The organism is Bacillus sp. F2HM, from assembly GCF_019266135.1.
GTDB classification, from domain to species: domain Bacteria; phylum Bacillota; class Bacilli; order Bacillales; family Bacillaceae; genus Bacillus; species Bacillus safensis.
The window spans coordinates 106,046-123,237 of record NZ_LRMO01000024.1; the positions used below are offsets into that span (position 1 = coordinate 106,046).

Here is a 17,192-nt window from a genome sequence, read left to right on the forward strand (position 1 = left end):
GCTTTTTCATTAGTGTAGCCATACCAGCGCAGCATCACACATGGTTTACCAAGCGCTGTTTGTTTTTCAACATATTCACCGCTGCGATCACGAGTCCTAAAAAGACCCAGTGGAAATATAAATTCGAGACAGAACTAGGACTGATACTTGAAACGAGAAAGCTCAGCATGGCAGCAAACAAACCTTCAATGATCATTTTTGCTGTTCTTGTGTCAGCCCATTGGTATTGTTTATACAGCGTGAACATGAGATAAGCGTAGACGGAGATATAGCCCAGCATGACCGCAAATCCAAAGTTCGTCATCACTTCCAGCAGCCAATTGTGCACTTCAACGACTTGATCTGTATCAAAGATCGAAAAGTGGGCTAAGTAGTAAGACACATTCCCCGCTCCGACACCAAACCCGTATGAATCCGTAAAGAAATGCCATGCATTTTTGATCAAATTCGCTCTCGCAATGTTGGATGGGAGTGGTTCACTAAAAGAATGCGCCACCTGAGAAGCGAGAAACAAGTCATAAAAGACTGAATAAATCTTGGCTGAAAAAACAGCGATACAGATGACACCAAGTCCACCTGCTGTGATGAGTGACCACTTTTTGAGAAAGCGCGGCATGAGAAGCCACACATAGATGGACGCTCCTGCAAATATGCCAAGCAGGCTGGCGCGGGATTCTGTTAACAAAATGAGATACAGTGCTGCGATGGCGCCAAATAATCCAAATGCTTTGATATAACCATTTTTCATTTGCCGCATACACGCTAAATACAAGAAAAAGCTAATCGATAAAAACGTCGCAAAGTCATTTTGGTTAAAAAAGACAGCTGTAGGATAGTGCTGTTTATACGCCGGCCCAAGATACAATGAAGTATTCGGTAAATGGTTCAAAGTAAAGTGATTATAAAACCCTATCCCCATGACAAATACAGTCATGACGAGCCAAATGCTATAAAAGGTGACCACTTGATCGATTCGCTGAATGTACATAACCACAAGAAAGACAAATCCCATCCCCATAGCAAGCAGGGACATATATTTGAGACCGTCTGTGACCGAATGAGCCCACAGCAGTGAGATGAGCCCGTAAAGAAACCATGCAGCGAAAAAACCAAGAATCCCTTTGACACGAATCTGCTGCCACTGCGATATGTACGTCCCCTTATCTCTCATCCGCCATATGAATAAAGCAAAGGCGGCAATGAGCATGATACGGTAGAGAAAAAGACTAAAGAACCCGGCACTAATTGAAAAGAAAGCGTTATTGAGAAAGGTCAATGCAATTAAAAGATATATGGCTGACATGAACACTTGCTCACCGTTCATGTATAGCTTCATTAACACGAGAAAAGCCGTCAGGACTAAAAGCAGGACCGGAATGGCGACAATCTTTTTTAACCCGGCGGGCTGCGCAGACGCCAATTGTACAAGTCCTAGCCCTGCTGCAAATAATATACAACCAATCATGATTTGCCATGCTGTTTGTTTCACACTCATACCCATTTTCCTCCTAAGCAACCCATCCGATTTGAGGGATTAAGCCTTGACTTCCTGTTTATAGTAGGAAATGGTACGAGCCAAACCTTCCTGTAAACTCACAACAGGCTCCCATGCTAAGACTTTTTTCGTTTCCTCATTTGCCAATGTACTATGCACGATATCTCCTGCACGCTGCGGCTTGTAAATCGGTTCAAGCTGTGATCTCGTTACCCGTTTCATCGTTTGAAACAGTTCATTCACAGTGATGGAATCACCACACGAAATATTTAAACAAACGTTTGATTGGGCTGTTAAAGCCGCAACATTCGCTGCTGCTAGATCACCCACATAGATAAAGTCTCTTGTTTGTTCTCCATCTCCAAAGATAAAAGGAGCCTCATCCTTTGCAAACTTATCAGAGAAAATAGAGACAACACCGCCTTCGCCAAGTGCATCTTGGCGCGGACCATATACATTGCTGTACCTGAGAATACAATAGTCCACATCATAGAGTGATTTTGCCATTTCTAAATACCGCTCTACTGTCAGTTTTGCTAAGCCATAAGGTGAACCAGGCTTTAGCCGGTGAGCGGTGTCTACTGGCAAATACACCGGGTCTCCATAGACAGCTGCTGATGAGGCAAAGATGACTTTTTCCACTCCTGCTTCAGCCGCAGCTTTCATGACGTGCAGAGATCCTTTTATATTGACCTCTTCGTCATATACGAAATCCTGAACGGAAACGGCTACACTTACTTGTGCTGCAAGATGAATGATATAATCCGGTGCGATTTGTTTGATCAAATCAATCGTCGCTGGCTTTGTGACATCTGCCTCCATGCATTGCACGGAAAGATGAGCAATATTTTCTCGAGATCCAGTTGAAAAGTTATCAAGAACGATGGGCTCATAGCCTTTTTCTAGTAAAGCCTCTACCGTATGTGATCCAATAAATCCGCTTCCCCCAGTAACCAATACTTTCTTCATCCAAGCTCCCCCTGTTATTGTGCCTTCGATACCAATTCTGCTTCCCATACACTTGGGCGGCCGATCGACTGGTAAATAAATCCTCTCTCTTTCATTTCTGCTGGATCAAACAAATTCCTTCCATCAATTACAATCGGCGAACGAAGCAGCTGCTTGATTTGGTCTTTATCCATCTTCTGTACGTCATCCCATTCTGTTAGGATGAGACAGGCATCCGTATCTTTTACTGTTTCATACAGGTCGTTGCTGAAAACCGCCTGTGGGCCAAGCTCACGTTCAGCTTCTACATAAGCAATCGGATCATAGGCTTTCACAAAAGCCCCCAGCTCTCTCAGCATTGGGATAATATCTAATGCAGGCGCTGAACGCATATCATTTGTATTCGGTTTAAAGGCGAGCCCTAAGACAGAAATGGTTTTTCCTTTAATATCACCGAACACACTCATCAATTTGCTGACCAGGTGGGCTCTTTGGTTGTTGTTCGTTTCAATGACAGATTCGATCAGCTTGAACCGGTACCCGGATGTTTCGGCAATTTTGAGAAGAGCCATCGTGTCTTTCGGGAAACAAGAACCTCCAAATCCAATGCCTGCTTTTAAAAATTTATGCCCGATGCGGCTGTCTAATCCAACTCCTTCACTGACTTTTTCAACGTCAGCGCCTACACGCTCGCAAATATTTGCAATGTCATTAATAAATGAGATTTTTGTGGCAAGCATGGCATTTGCAGCATACTTAATCATTTCAGCACTTTCTAAGTTGGTCTCTACAACCTCTGTTTGAAACGGATCATGCAGCCTTTTGATGATGCTAGAGGCATGAGTGCTAGTCGCCCCAATGACCGCCCGCTCCATATTCATCGTATCTTGAATCGCTGAGCCTTCTCGGAGAAACTCTGGATTGGATACGACATCAAAAGGATATTTGCTGCGCGATGCCTTTTCCACAATGGCTTGAACGAGACGGCCTGTTCCAACGGGCACTGTGCTTTTATTGACGATGATTTTATAGCCATTCATGTGTTCACCGATCGTTTGAGCGACAGCCTTCACATACGTTAAATCTGCTTCCCCCTGTGGTGTCATCGGTGTCCCTACGGCAATATAGATAATCTCTGATTCCCTAATAGCGGCAGGAATATTCGTTGTAAAAAACAGTCTTCCTTCTTCTGTATTCTTTTCAATCAATTCCTTTAAACCTGGTTCATAAATGGGAACGACACCACTTTTTAAGCTGTTGATTTTTGATTCATCGATGTCACAGCAGATGACACGATTTCCGATATCAGCAAAACAAGTACCCGATACTAACCCGACATAACCTGTTCCAATCACAGCAATTTTCTTCAACATTTTTCATCCTCTCAATAAAAGCATATTGTCCGTTCCAAGCCGTTTATCTATCTATCATTCTTTGCACATTTCATCTTGTTTAAACGATGGGTGTTGATTGATTGAGCACCTTCTCATATTGCTGAATGAGATGCTTCGCATTATGTTCTGATGAATATTCTGTATGAACCATTTCATGAAGATCGTTCTTCACTGCTTCATTCCATCTGTTTTCATAAAGGCAGGCGTGAATTGCCTCTTTCAGCTGACGCGTCGAACGTGGTTCAACGAGCAGGTGTTGATAGGTTGAAAATAAGGATGGGAGACCACCAACCCGTGTTGCAATGACAGGTACTTTTAAAGCGAGCGCTTCTAGAACGACGGTTGGCATTCCTTCACTGTAGGAAGGAAGTGCAAACAGATCAGCTGCCATTAAGTAGTCTCTCACCTGCTCATTCGGCACCTGCCCTGGAAGTATAATGGATGCTCCAGCTCGTTCTGTGAGCTCCTTTGCAAGGGGACCTTTTCCAACAAAGACTGCTTTCACTCCATCCATGCTGCTGACAGCATCAGCTAATTCAAGCAAACCCTTCTCTTTCACTAAACGCCCGACAAAAACAACGAGCTTATCTTGAAGCGGTAAACCTAAGTGCTTTCTGATGCCTTCTTGACCTTCTTCCGTTCTGGAAAATGATTCGAGCGGAATACCAAGCGGAAGACATTTTGCTTCTACCTTCGTCATCTCATTTGTCTTTTTAGCCAGCTCCTCACTCACTGTCAGAACAGCAGATGCCTGCCTCACCGCCGTTTCAAAGGCTGCCTGTGCCCCTTTGCTATAGTTCGGATATACGTTCACATCACTGCCGTGCAAGGTCAGAAGATAAGGGATTTTCGTTTCTTTCTGAATAACAGCCGCCGCTCCGCCAGACGGCATGGCAAAGTGCGCATGGATAAAATCTGGTGACAGCTGATGACGCTGCATTGCTCTGAGAACGGAAGCCGCTATTCGTTTACTCGGCTGCGCCCATTTCAGCTGTCCAGGGAGCGCTGGATAAGGCGGTCTGTAAACCTTCACTCCGCTTCTCACTTCCTGTTCAGGCAGATCCTTTTTCTGCCGATAGGATGCCTTGAGCATCCGTAAAACCGGTGGATTCACTGGATTAGGACAAATGACAGCTACTTCTATTCCTTGTTTGAGCAGCTCCTGTACTTGCGTTTCATGAAATACGCCCTCACTCGGATGTTTTTCACTAGGATATACACTTGTCAGCCATAGTACCTTCATGACGAACGACCTCTTCTCAATAATTTGCCTGCAGCCTGCGGATACATTTTGATGAGCAGCAAGCTATACAATGCAGCACTGACACAAACAGTCAGTAGTAATTGAAGTGAAATATCTGCTGTCGTTAGCTTCATCCCTTGATGTAAAGCTACCGCACAGACCGCCATGAGCAGCGTCATGACAGCAGGCTTTCCAAGTGATTTTAAATACACCTTCATATCAAGCTGAATGACATATGCCATGAGCCATCTGCCGACAATAAAGTTGAGCAGGCTGACACCTGAGTAGATCCAAGCTACTGTGAGCAGACTGCCTGTAGTGACACCTGCATATAATGCGCAGCCATACACGATAAGCATCCCCGTATCCCAATAAAAGGCTAAGTCCGCTCTCCCTTTTGCAAGAAGTATTGAACCGTTTGGATTCATCAGCACACGCAGCAGGCCGACAATGCACAATATATTTAGAACCGGAACCGCTACTAGCCATTTCTCTCCAAACACGACTTCTATAAAGCTGTCTGATACGGCAGCAAGGCCGATTAATAATGGAAAACTAACCAATGCGAGCATATTCGTCATACTTAGGAAGCCCTCTCGCAGCATGGAGTGATCCCGCTGACTTTTTGCGAAAACTGGGAAAGCCACTCTCGTCACAATCGGATTTATCTTCAGCACGGGTATTGTCACAATTTGATACGCCAAGCTGTAAATACCTAACGCTTCCGCTCCAAGAAACCGGCCGATTAAAATCATGTCGATGTTCGATCCTGCTCGGTTGACCAGTCTGGATGCGAGCTGGAATGCACCGAATGAGAAAAATTCCTTCACTTCTCCTAATGCAAAAACAGGTGCTGGACGCCACTTCTTCCAATAAGCTGCTGCATACATGAGACCTTTTCCTGATTGCAGAAGCACTTGAGAAATGACATAGGCGACAATCGGATTCATGAAGAAGGCGAAAACGAGTAAAACGAGCAGCGATATGATGGTCGCAATGGCTTCAATGGTGCTTAATGTTTTAAAGGCTAAGTCTTTTTGCATCATATACTGGTACTGCTGGCCAATCGGTGCGATCAGAAACATGATCGATAATAGCTTGAGCAGACCTTCTAGCTCTGGCCGGTTATAAAAAGCGGCTATCATTGGGCTTAGCAGGATAAGCAGACAAAACAAGATAATCCCCGTGAGCAAGTTGATCCAATATAATGTAGATAATTGACGTTCTGTCGTTTGTTCCTTTTGAATGATCGCTGCCCCAATTCCTAGATCAAGCAAAATCTGCGTAAATATTGTGACAGTTGTGATCATGCCAACGAGTCCAAACTCCTTGAGTGACATCACGTTCCCTAAAAAGGCGAACTGTGCAATTTGGATGATGGTGATGATCAATGCGGACAAGCTTGTCCATTTTGCCCCGCCTAGCATGCGTTTTTTCATACTTGCCATTTCTCTTCCCTACTTTACTTATCTGGCTCCGTCACCAGTCATGATGACTTTTAACGTTTTTACCATAATCTTCGTGTCGAGAGAAAATGTCAAGTTTTGAATATACTGTAAGTCGTGTGTTAATTTTTCACTTGGACTCATTTCATATCCGCCATTTACTTGAGCAAGACCTGTCAGCCCCGGCTTTACCGCCAACCTTTTTGTGAAGCCTGGAATCGTCCGATTAAATTCTGCGGTAAACATCGGTCTTTCTGGACGAGGACCTACGATACTCATTTCTCCTTTTAACACGTTGATAAATTGCGGAAGTTCATCAATTCTTGTTTTACGGATGAATGCCCCCACTTTGGTGATACGCGGGTCATTTTTTTGCGCCCATTTCGCTCCTCCGCTTTCTGCGTCAATTCTCATCGATCTGAGCTTCCATAATTTAAAGTAAACACCGTCTTTCCCAACCCTTTCCTGCATATAAAAGGCTGGCCCTGGTGTTTCCAGCTTAATCAAAAGAGCAAACAGCAAAATGATTGGCGTACTCAACATCAATCCGATGAACGAGAACATTAAATCTATGAAACGTTTTGCAAATAAATAACGAACCATATGTTCTGTTAAGGCAAAAGAGTGATTTCGTCTCACTTCATATTCTCTGTAAAGATTCATCGCTTTCTCTGCACTCACTGACCTGCACCTCACCATTCAAAGTAGTTGTTGTGTAAAGAGATGTTCTATGAAAGTCAGTTTAGCAGAGCAACATTAAGCAAATGTAAATGCGCTGTTAAGTCTTGTAAAACTGTGTTAAGAATGTGCACTTATATCAAGTTATGCCCTTTTGAACGTAAAAAAGACCCGCAATTCTGCGGGTCTCCAGGTCTTTTCTTTATTTTGCTTTTACAGATTCGATCGTTTTTAATCGAAGTGTTCCGTTTGCATCTTTTGTATAGGTTACTTTCACTTTTGATTCTTCTTTTAAGCTGTTCACTTGTTTAGAAAATGTATTTCCGAATTGAATAGCTACTTCTTTTCCGTCAATGTTGACAGCAATTGTATGTCCATCAGCCAAACCGACATATGTGCCTTCTTTGGTGACTTCATTTTTCTTACTAGTCGTTGATTCTTTCTTTGTTTTAGTGTCACCTTTTGAGTCAGCTTTTGATTGGTCTTTAGCAGGTTCTTCTTTTGTTATTTCTTTGCTTGAGCTGTCTTTTGCCTCTTCATCAGATTGACTTGCTGGCTCTTCTGTTTGAGCAGCTGTTTCTTTGCTTTGATCATCTGATTTTTCATTTTTTGATGATTGATCTTCTGATTTATCGTCCGCAGCCTTATCTTTGTTTTGATCGGCTGCTTCAGTTGTTTCTTTTTTGCTGTCATCCTTTTTGTTATCGCTTGATTGATTTGTTGTGCCGCACGCTGTGAGCAATACTCCTAGAAGCAATACTAGAAACGGCATTGTGATTAATTTTTTCAAGATCGTCACCTCTTCATGATTTGTCGGTTTGCTGTCGTTTGAAGATTTATGCGTAAACCATTCACCTTCTATGTTTCAATTATAACAAACATAACCAAAAATGAAATGTATTTTTAACTTGACACATCATTCATGATTCATTTTACGTCAAAGTAGTTGGACACACCCGTTGCAATTCCAGAAGCTAGCCGATCCTTTGCAGCGGTAGATTTTAAAATACTCGCATCGATTGGACTTGTTACAAAGCCGGTTTCTAGCAAAATACTCGGCATTCTAGAATATTTGATGACGTAGAACCCTGCTGTTTTCACTCCGCGATCCCTTGTTCCAAGGGCACTGACCATTCGGGGCTGCACCTGTTGTGCCAGCTTGACACTATGAGCAGCCACATATGTCGTATCATAATACGTCTCTGTTCCATTCGCACCGCTGTTATCATTTGCGTTGGCGTGGATACTGATAAATATATCAGCACTTGCCTGGGCTCCTTTACTGACACGTGTCTGCAAGGAGTCAAATGTATCAGAAGTTCTCGACATGACAGTAAGCGCACCCGCTTGGTGAAGTCTCGACCGTAGCTTTAATGCTACTTCTAAATTGATGTTCTTTTCAAGCAGCCCATTCCCTATCGCTCCAGCATCCTGCGCACCATGACCTGGATCAATAAAAATTGTTTCGCCTAACACCGCATTTTTCAACTGCGTGATGACATTCGTTTGAACGGTTGATGTTCCGCCTACCACAGAAAAAGCTGACATCTGTTTGGCTCCAATGACTTTTCTGATAGCATCCGGCACCGTTTGAGCATCTGTGAGAAGAAGGGTTTGGCCCTGTTTCGCTGCTATACTTGCCGCAGCGGCTGCATCTGCATAGGCATACCCATAACTCATAAATGTTTGGCTTGTCTTCATTGGATACGTTTTAGCAATTTGGGCAGCCACCTCATACCGATTGGCTCCGCTTATTCTGACTGGTGATGGAAGCTTTTGAAAAACAGTTTTATTGACACTTGCTTCCCCACCGATCACTATGGTCCGCTTGACTGCTTTGTTTTTTAATAGATTGGCTGTTTCCTCGCGCAATCCTTTCGCATCTGTTAATAAAATGGGATAGCCTTGTTTGGCAGCGTATGGAGCAATCGCGACAGCATCAGCATAAGCAGAACCATTCACGACGACTGCCGCACTAGCACTCTTCATGTGCTTAGCCACATTTACCGCCAATTCATAGCGGTTCTTTCCTTGAATACGGGAAACGGATAGATTCATTGCTTTTAGCTGCTTCACGATGTTTTCAGAAATACTCGCAGTCCCCCCAAGAATCGTTACCCGCTTCGTTTTCAGCTGCTGCAACCCTGTCTTTACAGCACCTGAAAGGCTGCCAGCATTCGTTAACAGGACTGGGGCCCTTTGCTGGTAAGCATAAGGCACAGCACTCAGGGCATCTGCATAAGCATCACCGCCCACAAGAACAACGGCAGGCGCTTCCTGCCAGCCCCTTTTCGCGGCATTTACAGCCACCTCATATCGATTGCTTCCTTCTATCCTCGATACAGTGTGCTGAGCAAAAACGGATGGTGTATATAAACATAGTGAAATAGCAATCAGTAACATACATTTGATATCAAAACGCATGAAGTCAACCTCCTTGGTTTGAACCCTTCACCAAAGATGCTTCATGGACTTTTGAAAAAAGGCTGCCGAGTACGTTCTCGAGCAGCCTAAGAGGAGTATCTGAGGCACCCCTCAGGTTTGTGTTTTCTTATCTAAAATAACCTGACACACCGCTTGAAATGCCTGACGCTAATCGATCTTTATACGTAGCAGATTTCAAGATGTTTGAATCAACTGGACTGGAAACAAAACCAGTTTCCAAAAGAACGCTCGGCATCTTAGAATATTTAATGACGTAGAAGCCAGCTGTTTTCACACCACGGTCTCTTGTACCTAGTGCGCTGACCATTTTAGGCTGGATGTTTTGCGCCAGCTTCAGGCTGTTTGCAGCCGCATAGGTTTTGTCATAATACGTTTCTGTTCCATTTGCACTGCTGTTATCATTTGAGTTCGCATGGACACTGATAAAGATATCTGCATTTGCTGACGCACCTTTGCTCACTCGTGTTTGAAGACTATCAAATGTGTCTGATGTTCTTGACATGGTCACAAGTGCACCAGCGTTGTTTAATTTCGTGTTTAAACGCTTTGCTACATCTAAATTCAAATTCTTTTCATATAATCCGTATCCTACAGCTCCTGAATCATGCGCACCATGACCTGGATCAATGAATACTTTTTTCCCAACAGCCGGGTTTTTCAGCTGGTTCACAACAGTTGGTGTCACTGTATTTGTACTGCCTACGACAGTAAATTTGGTGATTTTCTTACTGCTCACTGTTGCTCTCGTTACTTTTGGCAGTGTCTTTTCATTCGTTAGAAGCAATGCTTTGTTTTGCTTCGCTGCAATGCCTGCAGCAGAAGATGAAGTGGCATAACCAAATCCTCTACCTACATAGGTATTATTGACACTCATATTGTACTTTTTCACAATATTTGCCGCGACATCATAACGAGTCGAGCCTTTGATCCGTGTTGGTGATTTCAATTGATTATAAGCTGCTTTTGTGACGTAATTCTCTCCGCCGACTACAATGGTTTGTTTCACATTGCTTGCTTTTGCAACAGAAGCGATTTCAGAACGAAGTCCCTTTTTATCTGTGTATAGAATTGGGAATCCTTTTTGAGCTGCTACAGGTGCAATCGCAATCCCATGTGCATAGAAAGAACCCTCAACGACAACGACGCCTGCTGGCTTTTTCATTTTTTTCGCGATATTGGCAGATAGCTCATATCGGTTTTTTCCTGAAATACGCTGTGTGGAGATGCCCATTTTCTTCACTTGGTTGACCACGTTGTTTGACACACTTGATGTGCTGCCTAAAACGATCACCGTCTTTGTTTTTAATGAAGTTAAGGCTTTCTTTGTATCACCCGAAAGGCTTTTACTGTTTGTGTAAAGAACTGGTCCATTTTTTTGGTATGCAAGTGGAATTCCTGCTGTTGCATCTGCATACGCAGTTTTCCCTACTAAAACGACTGTACTTGCAGTTCCCCATCCTTTTTTCGCTACGTTTGCCGCTACAGCATATCTGCTCCCGCCATCAATTCTTGAGACTGAATTGTCTGCCAATGCTGTTGGAACGATAACGAAAATGGCGATGAGGCTGAGGATGGCTGTTTTCATCATTGAGCGCATCTTCTATGTCCTCCTTTTACCCTTTAATAGTTTGTTAGTTTTGTACCTGGATAGTAGAACGAGAGTATGGAAGAATATGAGTTTCCAGATTCAGCTCTCGCTTTGGCTCCGTATTGGCTCATACCAATGCCGTGACCATATCCTTTTCCTGAAATCGTGAAGTCATTTGTATTGTTTTTGACTGACGCAAACGTGCTTTTCACCTTTGTTGCGCCCATGACTGATCGAAACTCGGTCATCTTCATACTTGCCGTTGTGCTTTTGTTTACCGAATATGTGCCTGTTTTGTTTTTCAGATGGTATGTCAGTTTGATCGATACCGTCTTCGCACGCTGACCTTTTGTTTTCCCTGAGAACGTCAGGCTTGAGATCGATGCGATTTTCATATCAGATGCAACAGTTTCTTTGTTTTTGAGCAGCCATGATTTCAGGCCAGCAAGGTCAGCTGCATTTGTCTCTTTTGCTTTAGACCACTGAGATGCTGCTGTGCTAGCAGTCAATGTCGTGCCCAGTTGTTTCTTAGAGAGTTTCAGTGTCCATGGATTGACTGGATCTTTTGGATCCTTTTTGGCCACTAAGTATGGCAGTGCATTTCCCCACACTTCTTCACTTGCCTCTGTATAACCGCCATTGCTAGAGTAATAGGTTGCTGAAATGAGCTGATTGTTATATTTCAGAACCTTTCCTTTTGTGGCATCGACAGCTTTTGTCGAATTTGTGTACCAGTTATACCCTCCATATACTTGGAAGGCTGTTGTATCAGGGACGACTTTTCCAATACTTTTCACCGAATACGTTCTAGCGGCAACCGCCTGTGCTTTTAACGCTTCAACATTCCAGCTTGCAGGCATTTCATTTGGCACTACACCTTTTAAATAGTCTTCAAATGGAATATTTTCGAGAGTCGGCCTGATATACCCTGATTCAATTGCAAAGTTTACGCTGCCTAAATACGGCTTTCCTGCAATTTGAAGGACATTTTTTGTTGAATATTTCTCAGGAACAACTCTTACTGTGTTATACGTCTTTATGCCTTTTAATGAAATTTTTCCGTTAGAAATATTCAATTGGTAGTTTTGATTTTTTTTCAGATAGACTTGTTTGGCTAATGAATTTTTCAAGCTATCTTTAATTGCACTTGTGCTGCCAGCAAGATGATAAGCATATGTACCTTTTTCCTTCAGCAGTGCTTTTAAAGACGCTGTGACAGAATCGGGTTTCACATACACCACAGTACTGTTAGATTTTGCAGCCAATTGCGACAGCGGCATAGCATAAATATAGCTAGAGGCTTTTGCCAAATAAACTTTATCTGCATTAATATTTAATTTCTTTATAATATTCACAGATAATTCATAGCGATTGGCCCCGCTGATTCTTGTCACCTGTGAGGTTTTTTTGATTTGATTTTCAACTTTTTGTCCAGTACTTTTCGTACTGCCGATGATGATCACTTTACTTGGCATTCTATAAGACGGAATGGAATCTTTTTTTGTTAACAGGATAGGGTATCCCTTTCTCGATGCGTAGGATGCAATGGCAATCCCATTCATAAATGAGTTCCCGCCGACAACGACAGCTTGCTTATAGTTACCCATTTCTTTAGCGATTTTTTGGGAGATTTCAAACTTATCTTTTCCACTAATACGTCTGACTTTGCCATACTTTTTAATAGACTTCTCAGCAGCTGTTGAAATGCTTTTCGTATTTCCGACAATCAGAATGTTATCCGGCTTCATTTTCTTCAGCTGGTTTTCTGTTGTTTTCGTCAGTTTTTCAATATTCGTATACAAAATAGGTGCGCCCAGTTTGTATGCTAACGGTGATACAGAAATTGCATGATCAAATGCATCACGACTGACAATGACAACAGTTGATGGATTTTTCCAGCCAGCAGAAGCGATGCTGTTGGCTACTTCGTATCTATTTTTGCCGTCATATCTTTTTGTCACAGCAACATTTGATCCTGATAGCTTGTATTCCCCAGTTGTTGAGATATCCATACTTGTTTTGTTTCCGATATAATTAGACAATTTCACTGAAATTGCCGAGCTTGCCATGGCAGACTGAAAGGGTGCAACTAGTAGAGTCAGTATCATGAGAACGATTAGTGTAACGCCTGTTTTCTTCAATTTTGTTCATCCCGCCCATCTTTTTTACTTCTGTTTTTCAATCTTCTGGATTTCCTTTTGACCACTGTCATTAATAAAGTAAGAGATTTCTACTGTGTCTCCTGGTTTAAATTCATTTAACACATCTTTAAAATTATCCGTAAATTCATAGCTTAGGGTCGTATTCACTTTTTTCACTTCGACTGTATGTGCATCAGCCATTCCAATAAATTCAGCTTTCTCTTCCAGTACCTGAGGAGTTGAACTGCTTGTCTTGTTTTCTCCTGAGGACTGCTCGGCCGTTCCACATGCTGTGAGCACGATACCTAGTAGCAGTATTAAGAACGGTAAAACGACGATTTTCTTCATTTTTTTCACCTCATGTCTTTGTATCGTCTTATAAGTTATTATTTTAAGGTAAATTTAAGGTTTTTTGAAACCTTTTTTTTGTTACAACGTCTATATCTAGGTTCAGAGTAAAAAAATAACTTGTTTATCAAGATTCGTAAACCTATAATCATGGAAGAATCATAGAAAAGGTGAGGGACATTATGAGAGCTGAAAGAAAAAGAAAGAAGAAAAAGGTTCTTTGGATTGTTTTATCGATTATTGGCTTATTCGTATTAGCAACTGGCGGATACGCATATCATCTTTGGAACACAGCAGCATCGACTGTCGCAGGCATTCAGGAGAATTTAAAGAAGTCAGATAAGCGTGACAAAGATGTCGATTTAAGTAAGAAAGACCCGATTTCTATTTTAGTCATGGGTGTCGATGAACGAAAAAATGACCGAGGCCGTGCAGATACATTAATATACATGACTGTAAATCCGAAAACGAAAACGACCGAGATGGTGAGCATCCCGCGTGATACGTATACGAAGATTGTCGGAAAAGGCACAATGGATAAAATCAACCACTCCTATGCATTCGGCGGTACACAAATGGCAGCAGATACTGTAGAGGAACTGCTTGATGTACCTGTTGATTACTTTGTCAAAGTGAACATGGAAAGCTTCAAGGATATTGTTGATACACTTGGCGGTATTACAGTAAATAGCACGTTTGCATTTAGTTATGACGGCCATTCATTTGGTACAGGAGAAATTAACCTGAATGGGGATCAAGCCCTTGCCTACACAAGAATGAGAAAGCAAGATCCAAAGGGTGACTTCGGACGTCAGCAAAGACAGCGCCAGGTCATTGAAGGCATCATTGCAAAAGGTGCCAACATTTCATCTATTACGAAATTCGGCGATATGTTCAAAGTCGTGGAAAATAATATGAAGACAAACATGTCATTTGACGATATGTGGACGATGATGAATGATTATCGTGATGCAAGACAGCATGTGGAGCAGCACGAGCTGAAAGGATCAGGCACACGTATCAATAACATTTATTACTATCAGCTTGATGACAGCAGCCTTGCGAATGTGAAAAAGGAATTGAAGGAAAGTTTGGAGCAGTAAAAAAGAAGACTACAGAAATGTAGTCTTCTTTTTTTATGATTGAAATGGAACTGGTTTTTCTTCACTTAATCCAAAACGATGGAGAAGCTCTTCGACAATTCTTTTTGACGCTTGTCCATCACCATATGGATTAGACGCCTTCGACATGTTGTCGTACTCTTTCTGATCGACTAACAGCTGTTTTGCCATGTTGTAAATGGTCTCTTCATCTGTACCCGCGAGCTTAAGCGTGCCAGCTTTCACACCTTCAGGGCGTTCTGTTGTATCGCGCAGAACTAATACTGGCTTCCCAAGAGAAGGCGCCTCCTCTTGGACACCGCCAGAATCCGTTAATATAAAGTGTGAGGCAGCAGCGAAGTTATGGAAATCAACGACTTCAAGAGGCTCAATTAAGTGCACACGATCAAGATCACTGAATTCTGTTTGAGCCGCATCACGAACAGCAGGGTTTAAATGTACAGGATATACAACCTGAACATCTTCAAACTCTTCTACAATACGTCTAATCGCTCTAAACATGTTTTTCATCGGCTGGCCGAGATTTTCTCTGCGATGAGCCGTTAACAAGATCATTTTATCTGTGCCTATTTTCTTTAAAATAGGGTGTTGATACTGCTCTGTAACCGTTGTTTGCAACGCATCAATCGCAGTATTCCCCGTCACACAAATCGTCTCTTCTTTTTTATTTTCAATTAAAAGATTCTGCTTTGCCTCATTTGTAGGAGCAAAATGAATATCAGCAATAGTGCCTGTCATTTGTCGGTTCAATTCTTCAGGGAACGGCGAGTATTTATTGTGTGTTCTTAAACCCGCTTCAACGTGACCGACTGAAATTTGGTGGTAGAATGCGGCCAAGCTTCCTGCAAAGGTTGTTGTTGTATCTCCATGAACAAGGACAATATCAGGCTTTTCCTCTTGAAATAGTTGATCTAGTTTCAATAGTGCATTTGATGTGATTTCAGATAATGTCTGGCGTTGCTTCATGATGTTTAAATCATGATCAGGCGTAATAGAAAAAGCCTCAAGGACTTGATCAAGCATTTCTCTATGCTGAGCTGTTACAGTAACAATCGAATTTATCTGTGGATGTTTATTCAGTTCAAGGACAAGTGGTGCCATTTTAATTGCTTCAGGTCTAGTACCGAAAATAGTCATTACATTTAGTTTTTTCACTTGTTTATGCCTCTTTCCTAGTATAGTACTTTCAATTATACACAATTGGGAGGATAAAATTAATGATATAAAAAAAGAAATTTACATTGAATTAACGTTAAATTTCTCTTTCCTTTACATTTAACATATAAAATATGAATTATCTAAAAGTCATTTTAGTGAAATCATTTGTCTTTCCTATGATTTGTAAGTTACACTTTAAACAGACGACCAAGAACAAACATTGAAATATGAAATCGGTTATCTATGTAAGGAAGGTGCAAAGTTCATTGAAAAAAGTACGTAAAGCCATAATACCAGCTGCAGGTCTTGGGACACGTTTCCTCCCTGCAACAAAAGCAATGCCTAAAGAAATGCTCCCAATCGTTGATAAACCAACCATTCAATATATTATTGAAGAAGCTGTTGAATCAGGAATCGAAGACATTATTATTGTCACTGGAAAAGGAAAAAGAGCCATTGAGGATCATTTTGATTTTGCACCAGAGTTAGAGCGCAACCTTGAGGAAAAAGGAAAGAGCGAGCTTTTAGAAAAAGTAAGAAAGTCCTCTAACATTGCTGACATTCATTACATACGTCAAAAAGAGCCTAAAGGACTCGGACACGCCGTTTGGTGCGCACGCAACTTTATCGGTGATGAGCCTTTTGCTGTTTTATTAGGTGATGACATTGTTCAAGCCGAAACGCCTGGGCTTCGCCAGCTGATGGACGAATACGAAAAAACTCTTTCATCTGTCATCGGTGTTCAGCAAGTAGCAGACAGCGATACGCATCGCTACGGGATCATTGATCCTCTTACACAAGAAGGACGCCGCTACCAAGTCAAAAACTTTGTTGAAAAGCCGCCGCAAGGAACAGCACCATCGAACCTAGCCATCTTAGGGCGCTATATTTTCACGCCAGAGATCTTTATGTACCTCGATCAGCAAGAGATTGGTGCAGGCGGAGAAATTCAACTGACAGATGCCATTCAAAAGCTGAATGACATCCAGCGCGTCTTCGCCTATGATTTCGAAGGAAAACGATATGATGTCGGCGAGAAGCAAGGCTTCATTGAAACGACGCTCGAGTTTGCTCTTCAGGATGAAGAATTGAAAAAGAAACTCATTCCATTTATGAAACAGCTTCTCGAAAAAGAAGAAGTGAACTAAAAAAGCTGCCATCATCGGCAGCTTTCAGATTGTTGACAAA

The 17,192-nt window shown here is 42.1% G+C and carries 14 protein-coding genes; 2 read left to right on the plus strand and 12 right to left on the minus strand.

Annotated features, from left to right (window positions below; genetic code table 11):
* Positions 1 to 34: 34 nt before the first annotated feature.
* The 11 genes from tuaE to AWT60_RS15465 form a co-directional block, all read right to left on the minus strand.
* The gene (gene tuaE, locus AWT60_RS15415) at positions 35 to 1,495 is read right to left on the minus strand and encodes a teichuronic acid biosynthesis protein TuaE (protein WP_056765657.1); all 1,461 of its coding nucleotides are present in this window, start codon (positions 1,493 to 1,495) and stop codon (positions 35 to 37) included.
* Between the two features lie 39 nt (positions 1,496 to 1,534).
* Entirely contained in the window at positions 1,535 to 2,464 is a 930-nt protein-coding gene (locus AWT60_RS15420) for an NAD-dependent epimerase/dehydratase family protein (protein ID WP_041108029.1), read from the minus strand.
* Positions 2,465 to 2,478: 14 nt separating this feature from the next.
* Positions 2,479 to 3,816 (minus strand): UDP-glucose 6-dehydrogenase TuaD, encoded by a 1,338-nt coding sequence (gene tuaD / locus AWT60_RS15425; RefSeq protein WP_056765655.1) that lies wholly within the window; start codon positions 3,814 to 3,816, stop codon positions 2,479 to 2,481.
* A gap of 79 nt (positions 3,817 to 3,895) precedes the next feature.
* On the minus strand, positions 3,896 to 5,080 hold the full coding sequence (gene tuaC, locus AWT60_RS15430) for a teichuronic acid biosynthesis protein TuaC (protein WP_218677429.1): 1,185 nt from the start codon (positions 5,078 to 5,080) through the stop codon (positions 3,896 to 3,898).
* Complete coding sequence (gene tuaB, locus AWT60_RS15435; RefSeq protein ID WP_218677430.1) at positions 5,077 to 6,528, minus strand: teichuronic acid biosynthesis protein TuaB; 1,452 nt, start codon at positions 6,526 to 6,528, stop codon at positions 5,077 to 5,079. The genes tuaC and tuaB overlap by 4 nt, the downstream gene beginning before the upstream one ends.
* A gap of 18 nt (positions 6,529 to 6,546) precedes the next feature.
* Complete coding sequence (locus tag AWT60_RS15440; protein WP_024423636.1) at positions 6,547 to 7,206, minus strand: sugar transferase; 660 nt, start codon at positions 7,204 to 7,206, stop codon at positions 6,547 to 6,549.
* A gap of 199 nt (positions 7,207 to 7,405) precedes the next feature.
* Positions 7,406 to 7,993 (minus strand): prolipoprotein diacylglyceryl transferase, encoded by a 588-nt coding sequence (locus tag AWT60_RS15445; RefSeq protein WP_076840173.1) that lies wholly within the window; start codon positions 7,991 to 7,993, stop codon positions 7,406 to 7,408.
* A 137-nt stretch (positions 7,994 to 8,130) separates the two neighbouring features.
* Positions 8,131 to 9,627 carry an N-acetylmuramoyl-L-alanine amidase gene (locus tag AWT60_RS15450; protein ID WP_076840175.1) on the minus strand — a complete coding sequence of 499 codons (1,497 nt, stop codon included), beginning with the start codon at positions 9,625 to 9,627 and terminating at the stop codon, positions 8,131 to 8,133.
* Positions 9,628 to 9,754: 127 nt separating this feature from the next.
* On the minus strand, positions 9,755 to 11,245 hold the full coding sequence (locus AWT60_RS15455) for an N-acetylmuramoyl-L-alanine amidase (protein WP_024423639.1): 1,491 nt from the start codon (positions 11,243 to 11,245) through the stop codon (positions 9,755 to 9,757).
* Positions 11,246 to 11,268: 23 nt separating this feature from the next.
* Complete coding sequence (locus AWT60_RS15460; protein WP_076840178.1) at positions 11,269 to 13,377, minus strand: SpoIID/LytB domain-containing protein; 2,109 nt, start codon at positions 13,375 to 13,377, stop codon at positions 11,269 to 11,271.
* Positions 13,378 to 13,401: 24 nt separating this feature from the next.
* Positions 13,402 to 13,725: a hypothetical protein gene (locus AWT60_RS15465; RefSeq protein WP_024423640.1), complete on the minus strand. Its 324-nt coding sequence runs from the start codon at positions 13,723 to 13,725 to the stop codon at positions 13,402 to 13,404.
* Positions 13,726 to 13,907: 182 nt separating this feature from the next.
* On the opposite strand from AWT60_RS15465, the gene tagU reads away from it, so the two are divergent.
* Positions 13,908 to 14,828, plus strand: coding sequence for a polyisoprenyl-teichoic acid--peptidoglycan teichoic acid transferase TagU (gene tagU / locus AWT60_RS15470; RefSeq protein WP_041108045.1), 921 nt, complete (start codon positions 13,908 to 13,910; stop codon positions 14,826 to 14,828).
* A gap of 33 nt (positions 14,829 to 14,861) precedes the next feature.
* On the opposite strand, the gene wecB is transcribed toward tagU, so the two are convergent.
* Positions 14,862 to 16,001 carry a non-hydrolyzing UDP-N-acetylglucosamine 2-epimerase gene (gene wecB / locus AWT60_RS15475; protein WP_041108047.1) on the minus strand — a complete coding sequence of 380 codons (1,140 nt, stop codon included), beginning with the start codon at positions 15,999 to 16,001 and terminating at the stop codon, positions 14,862 to 14,864.
* 269 nt (positions 16,002 to 16,270) lie between these two features.
* Here wecB and galU point away from each other — a divergent pair, with 269 nt between their 5' ends.
* On the plus strand, positions 16,271 to 17,152 hold the full coding sequence (gene galU, locus AWT60_RS15480) for a UTP--glucose-1-phosphate uridylyltransferase GalU (protein ID WP_008343198.1): 882 nt from the start codon (positions 16,271 to 16,273) through the stop codon (positions 17,150 to 17,152).
* Positions 17,153 to 17,192: the final 40 nt, after the last annotated feature.

Excerpts from the sequence above, each read along its gene's own strand:
- tuaE (WP_056765657.1), bottom strand. The coding sequence starts at position 1,495 with ATGAGTGTGAAACAAACAGCATGGCAAATCATGATTGGTTGTATATTA.
- AWT60_RS15420 (WP_041108029.1), bottom strand. The coding sequence starts at position 2,464 with ATGAAGAAAGTATTGGTTACTGGGGGAAGCGGATTTATTGGATCACAT.
- tuaD (WP_056765655.1), bottom strand. The coding sequence starts at position 3,816 with ATGTTGAAGAAAATTGCTGTGATTGGAACAGGTTATGTCGGGTTAGTA.
- tuaC (WP_218677429.1), bottom strand. The coding sequence starts at position 5,080 with ATGAAGGTACTATGGCTGACAAGTGTATATCCTAGTGAAAAACATCCG.
- tuaB (WP_218677430.1), bottom strand. The coding sequence starts at position 6,528 with ATGGCAAGTATGAAAAAACGCATGCTAGGCGGGGCAAAATGGACAAGC.
- AWT60_RS15450 (WP_076840175.1), bottom strand. The coding sequence starts at position 9,627 with ATGCGTTTTGATATCAAATGTATGTTACTGATTGCTATTTCACTATGT.
- AWT60_RS15455 (WP_024423639.1), bottom strand. The coding sequence starts at position 11,245 with ATGCGCTCAATGATGAAAACAGCCATCCTCAGCCTCATCGCCATTTTC.
- AWT60_RS15465 (WP_024423640.1), bottom strand. The coding sequence starts at position 13,725 with ATGAAGAAAATCGTCGTTTTACCGTTCTTAATACTGCTACTAGGTATC.
- tagU (WP_041108045.1), top strand. The coding sequence starts at position 13,908 with ATGAGAGCTGAAAGAAAAAGAAAGAAGAAAAAGGTTCTTTGGATTGTT.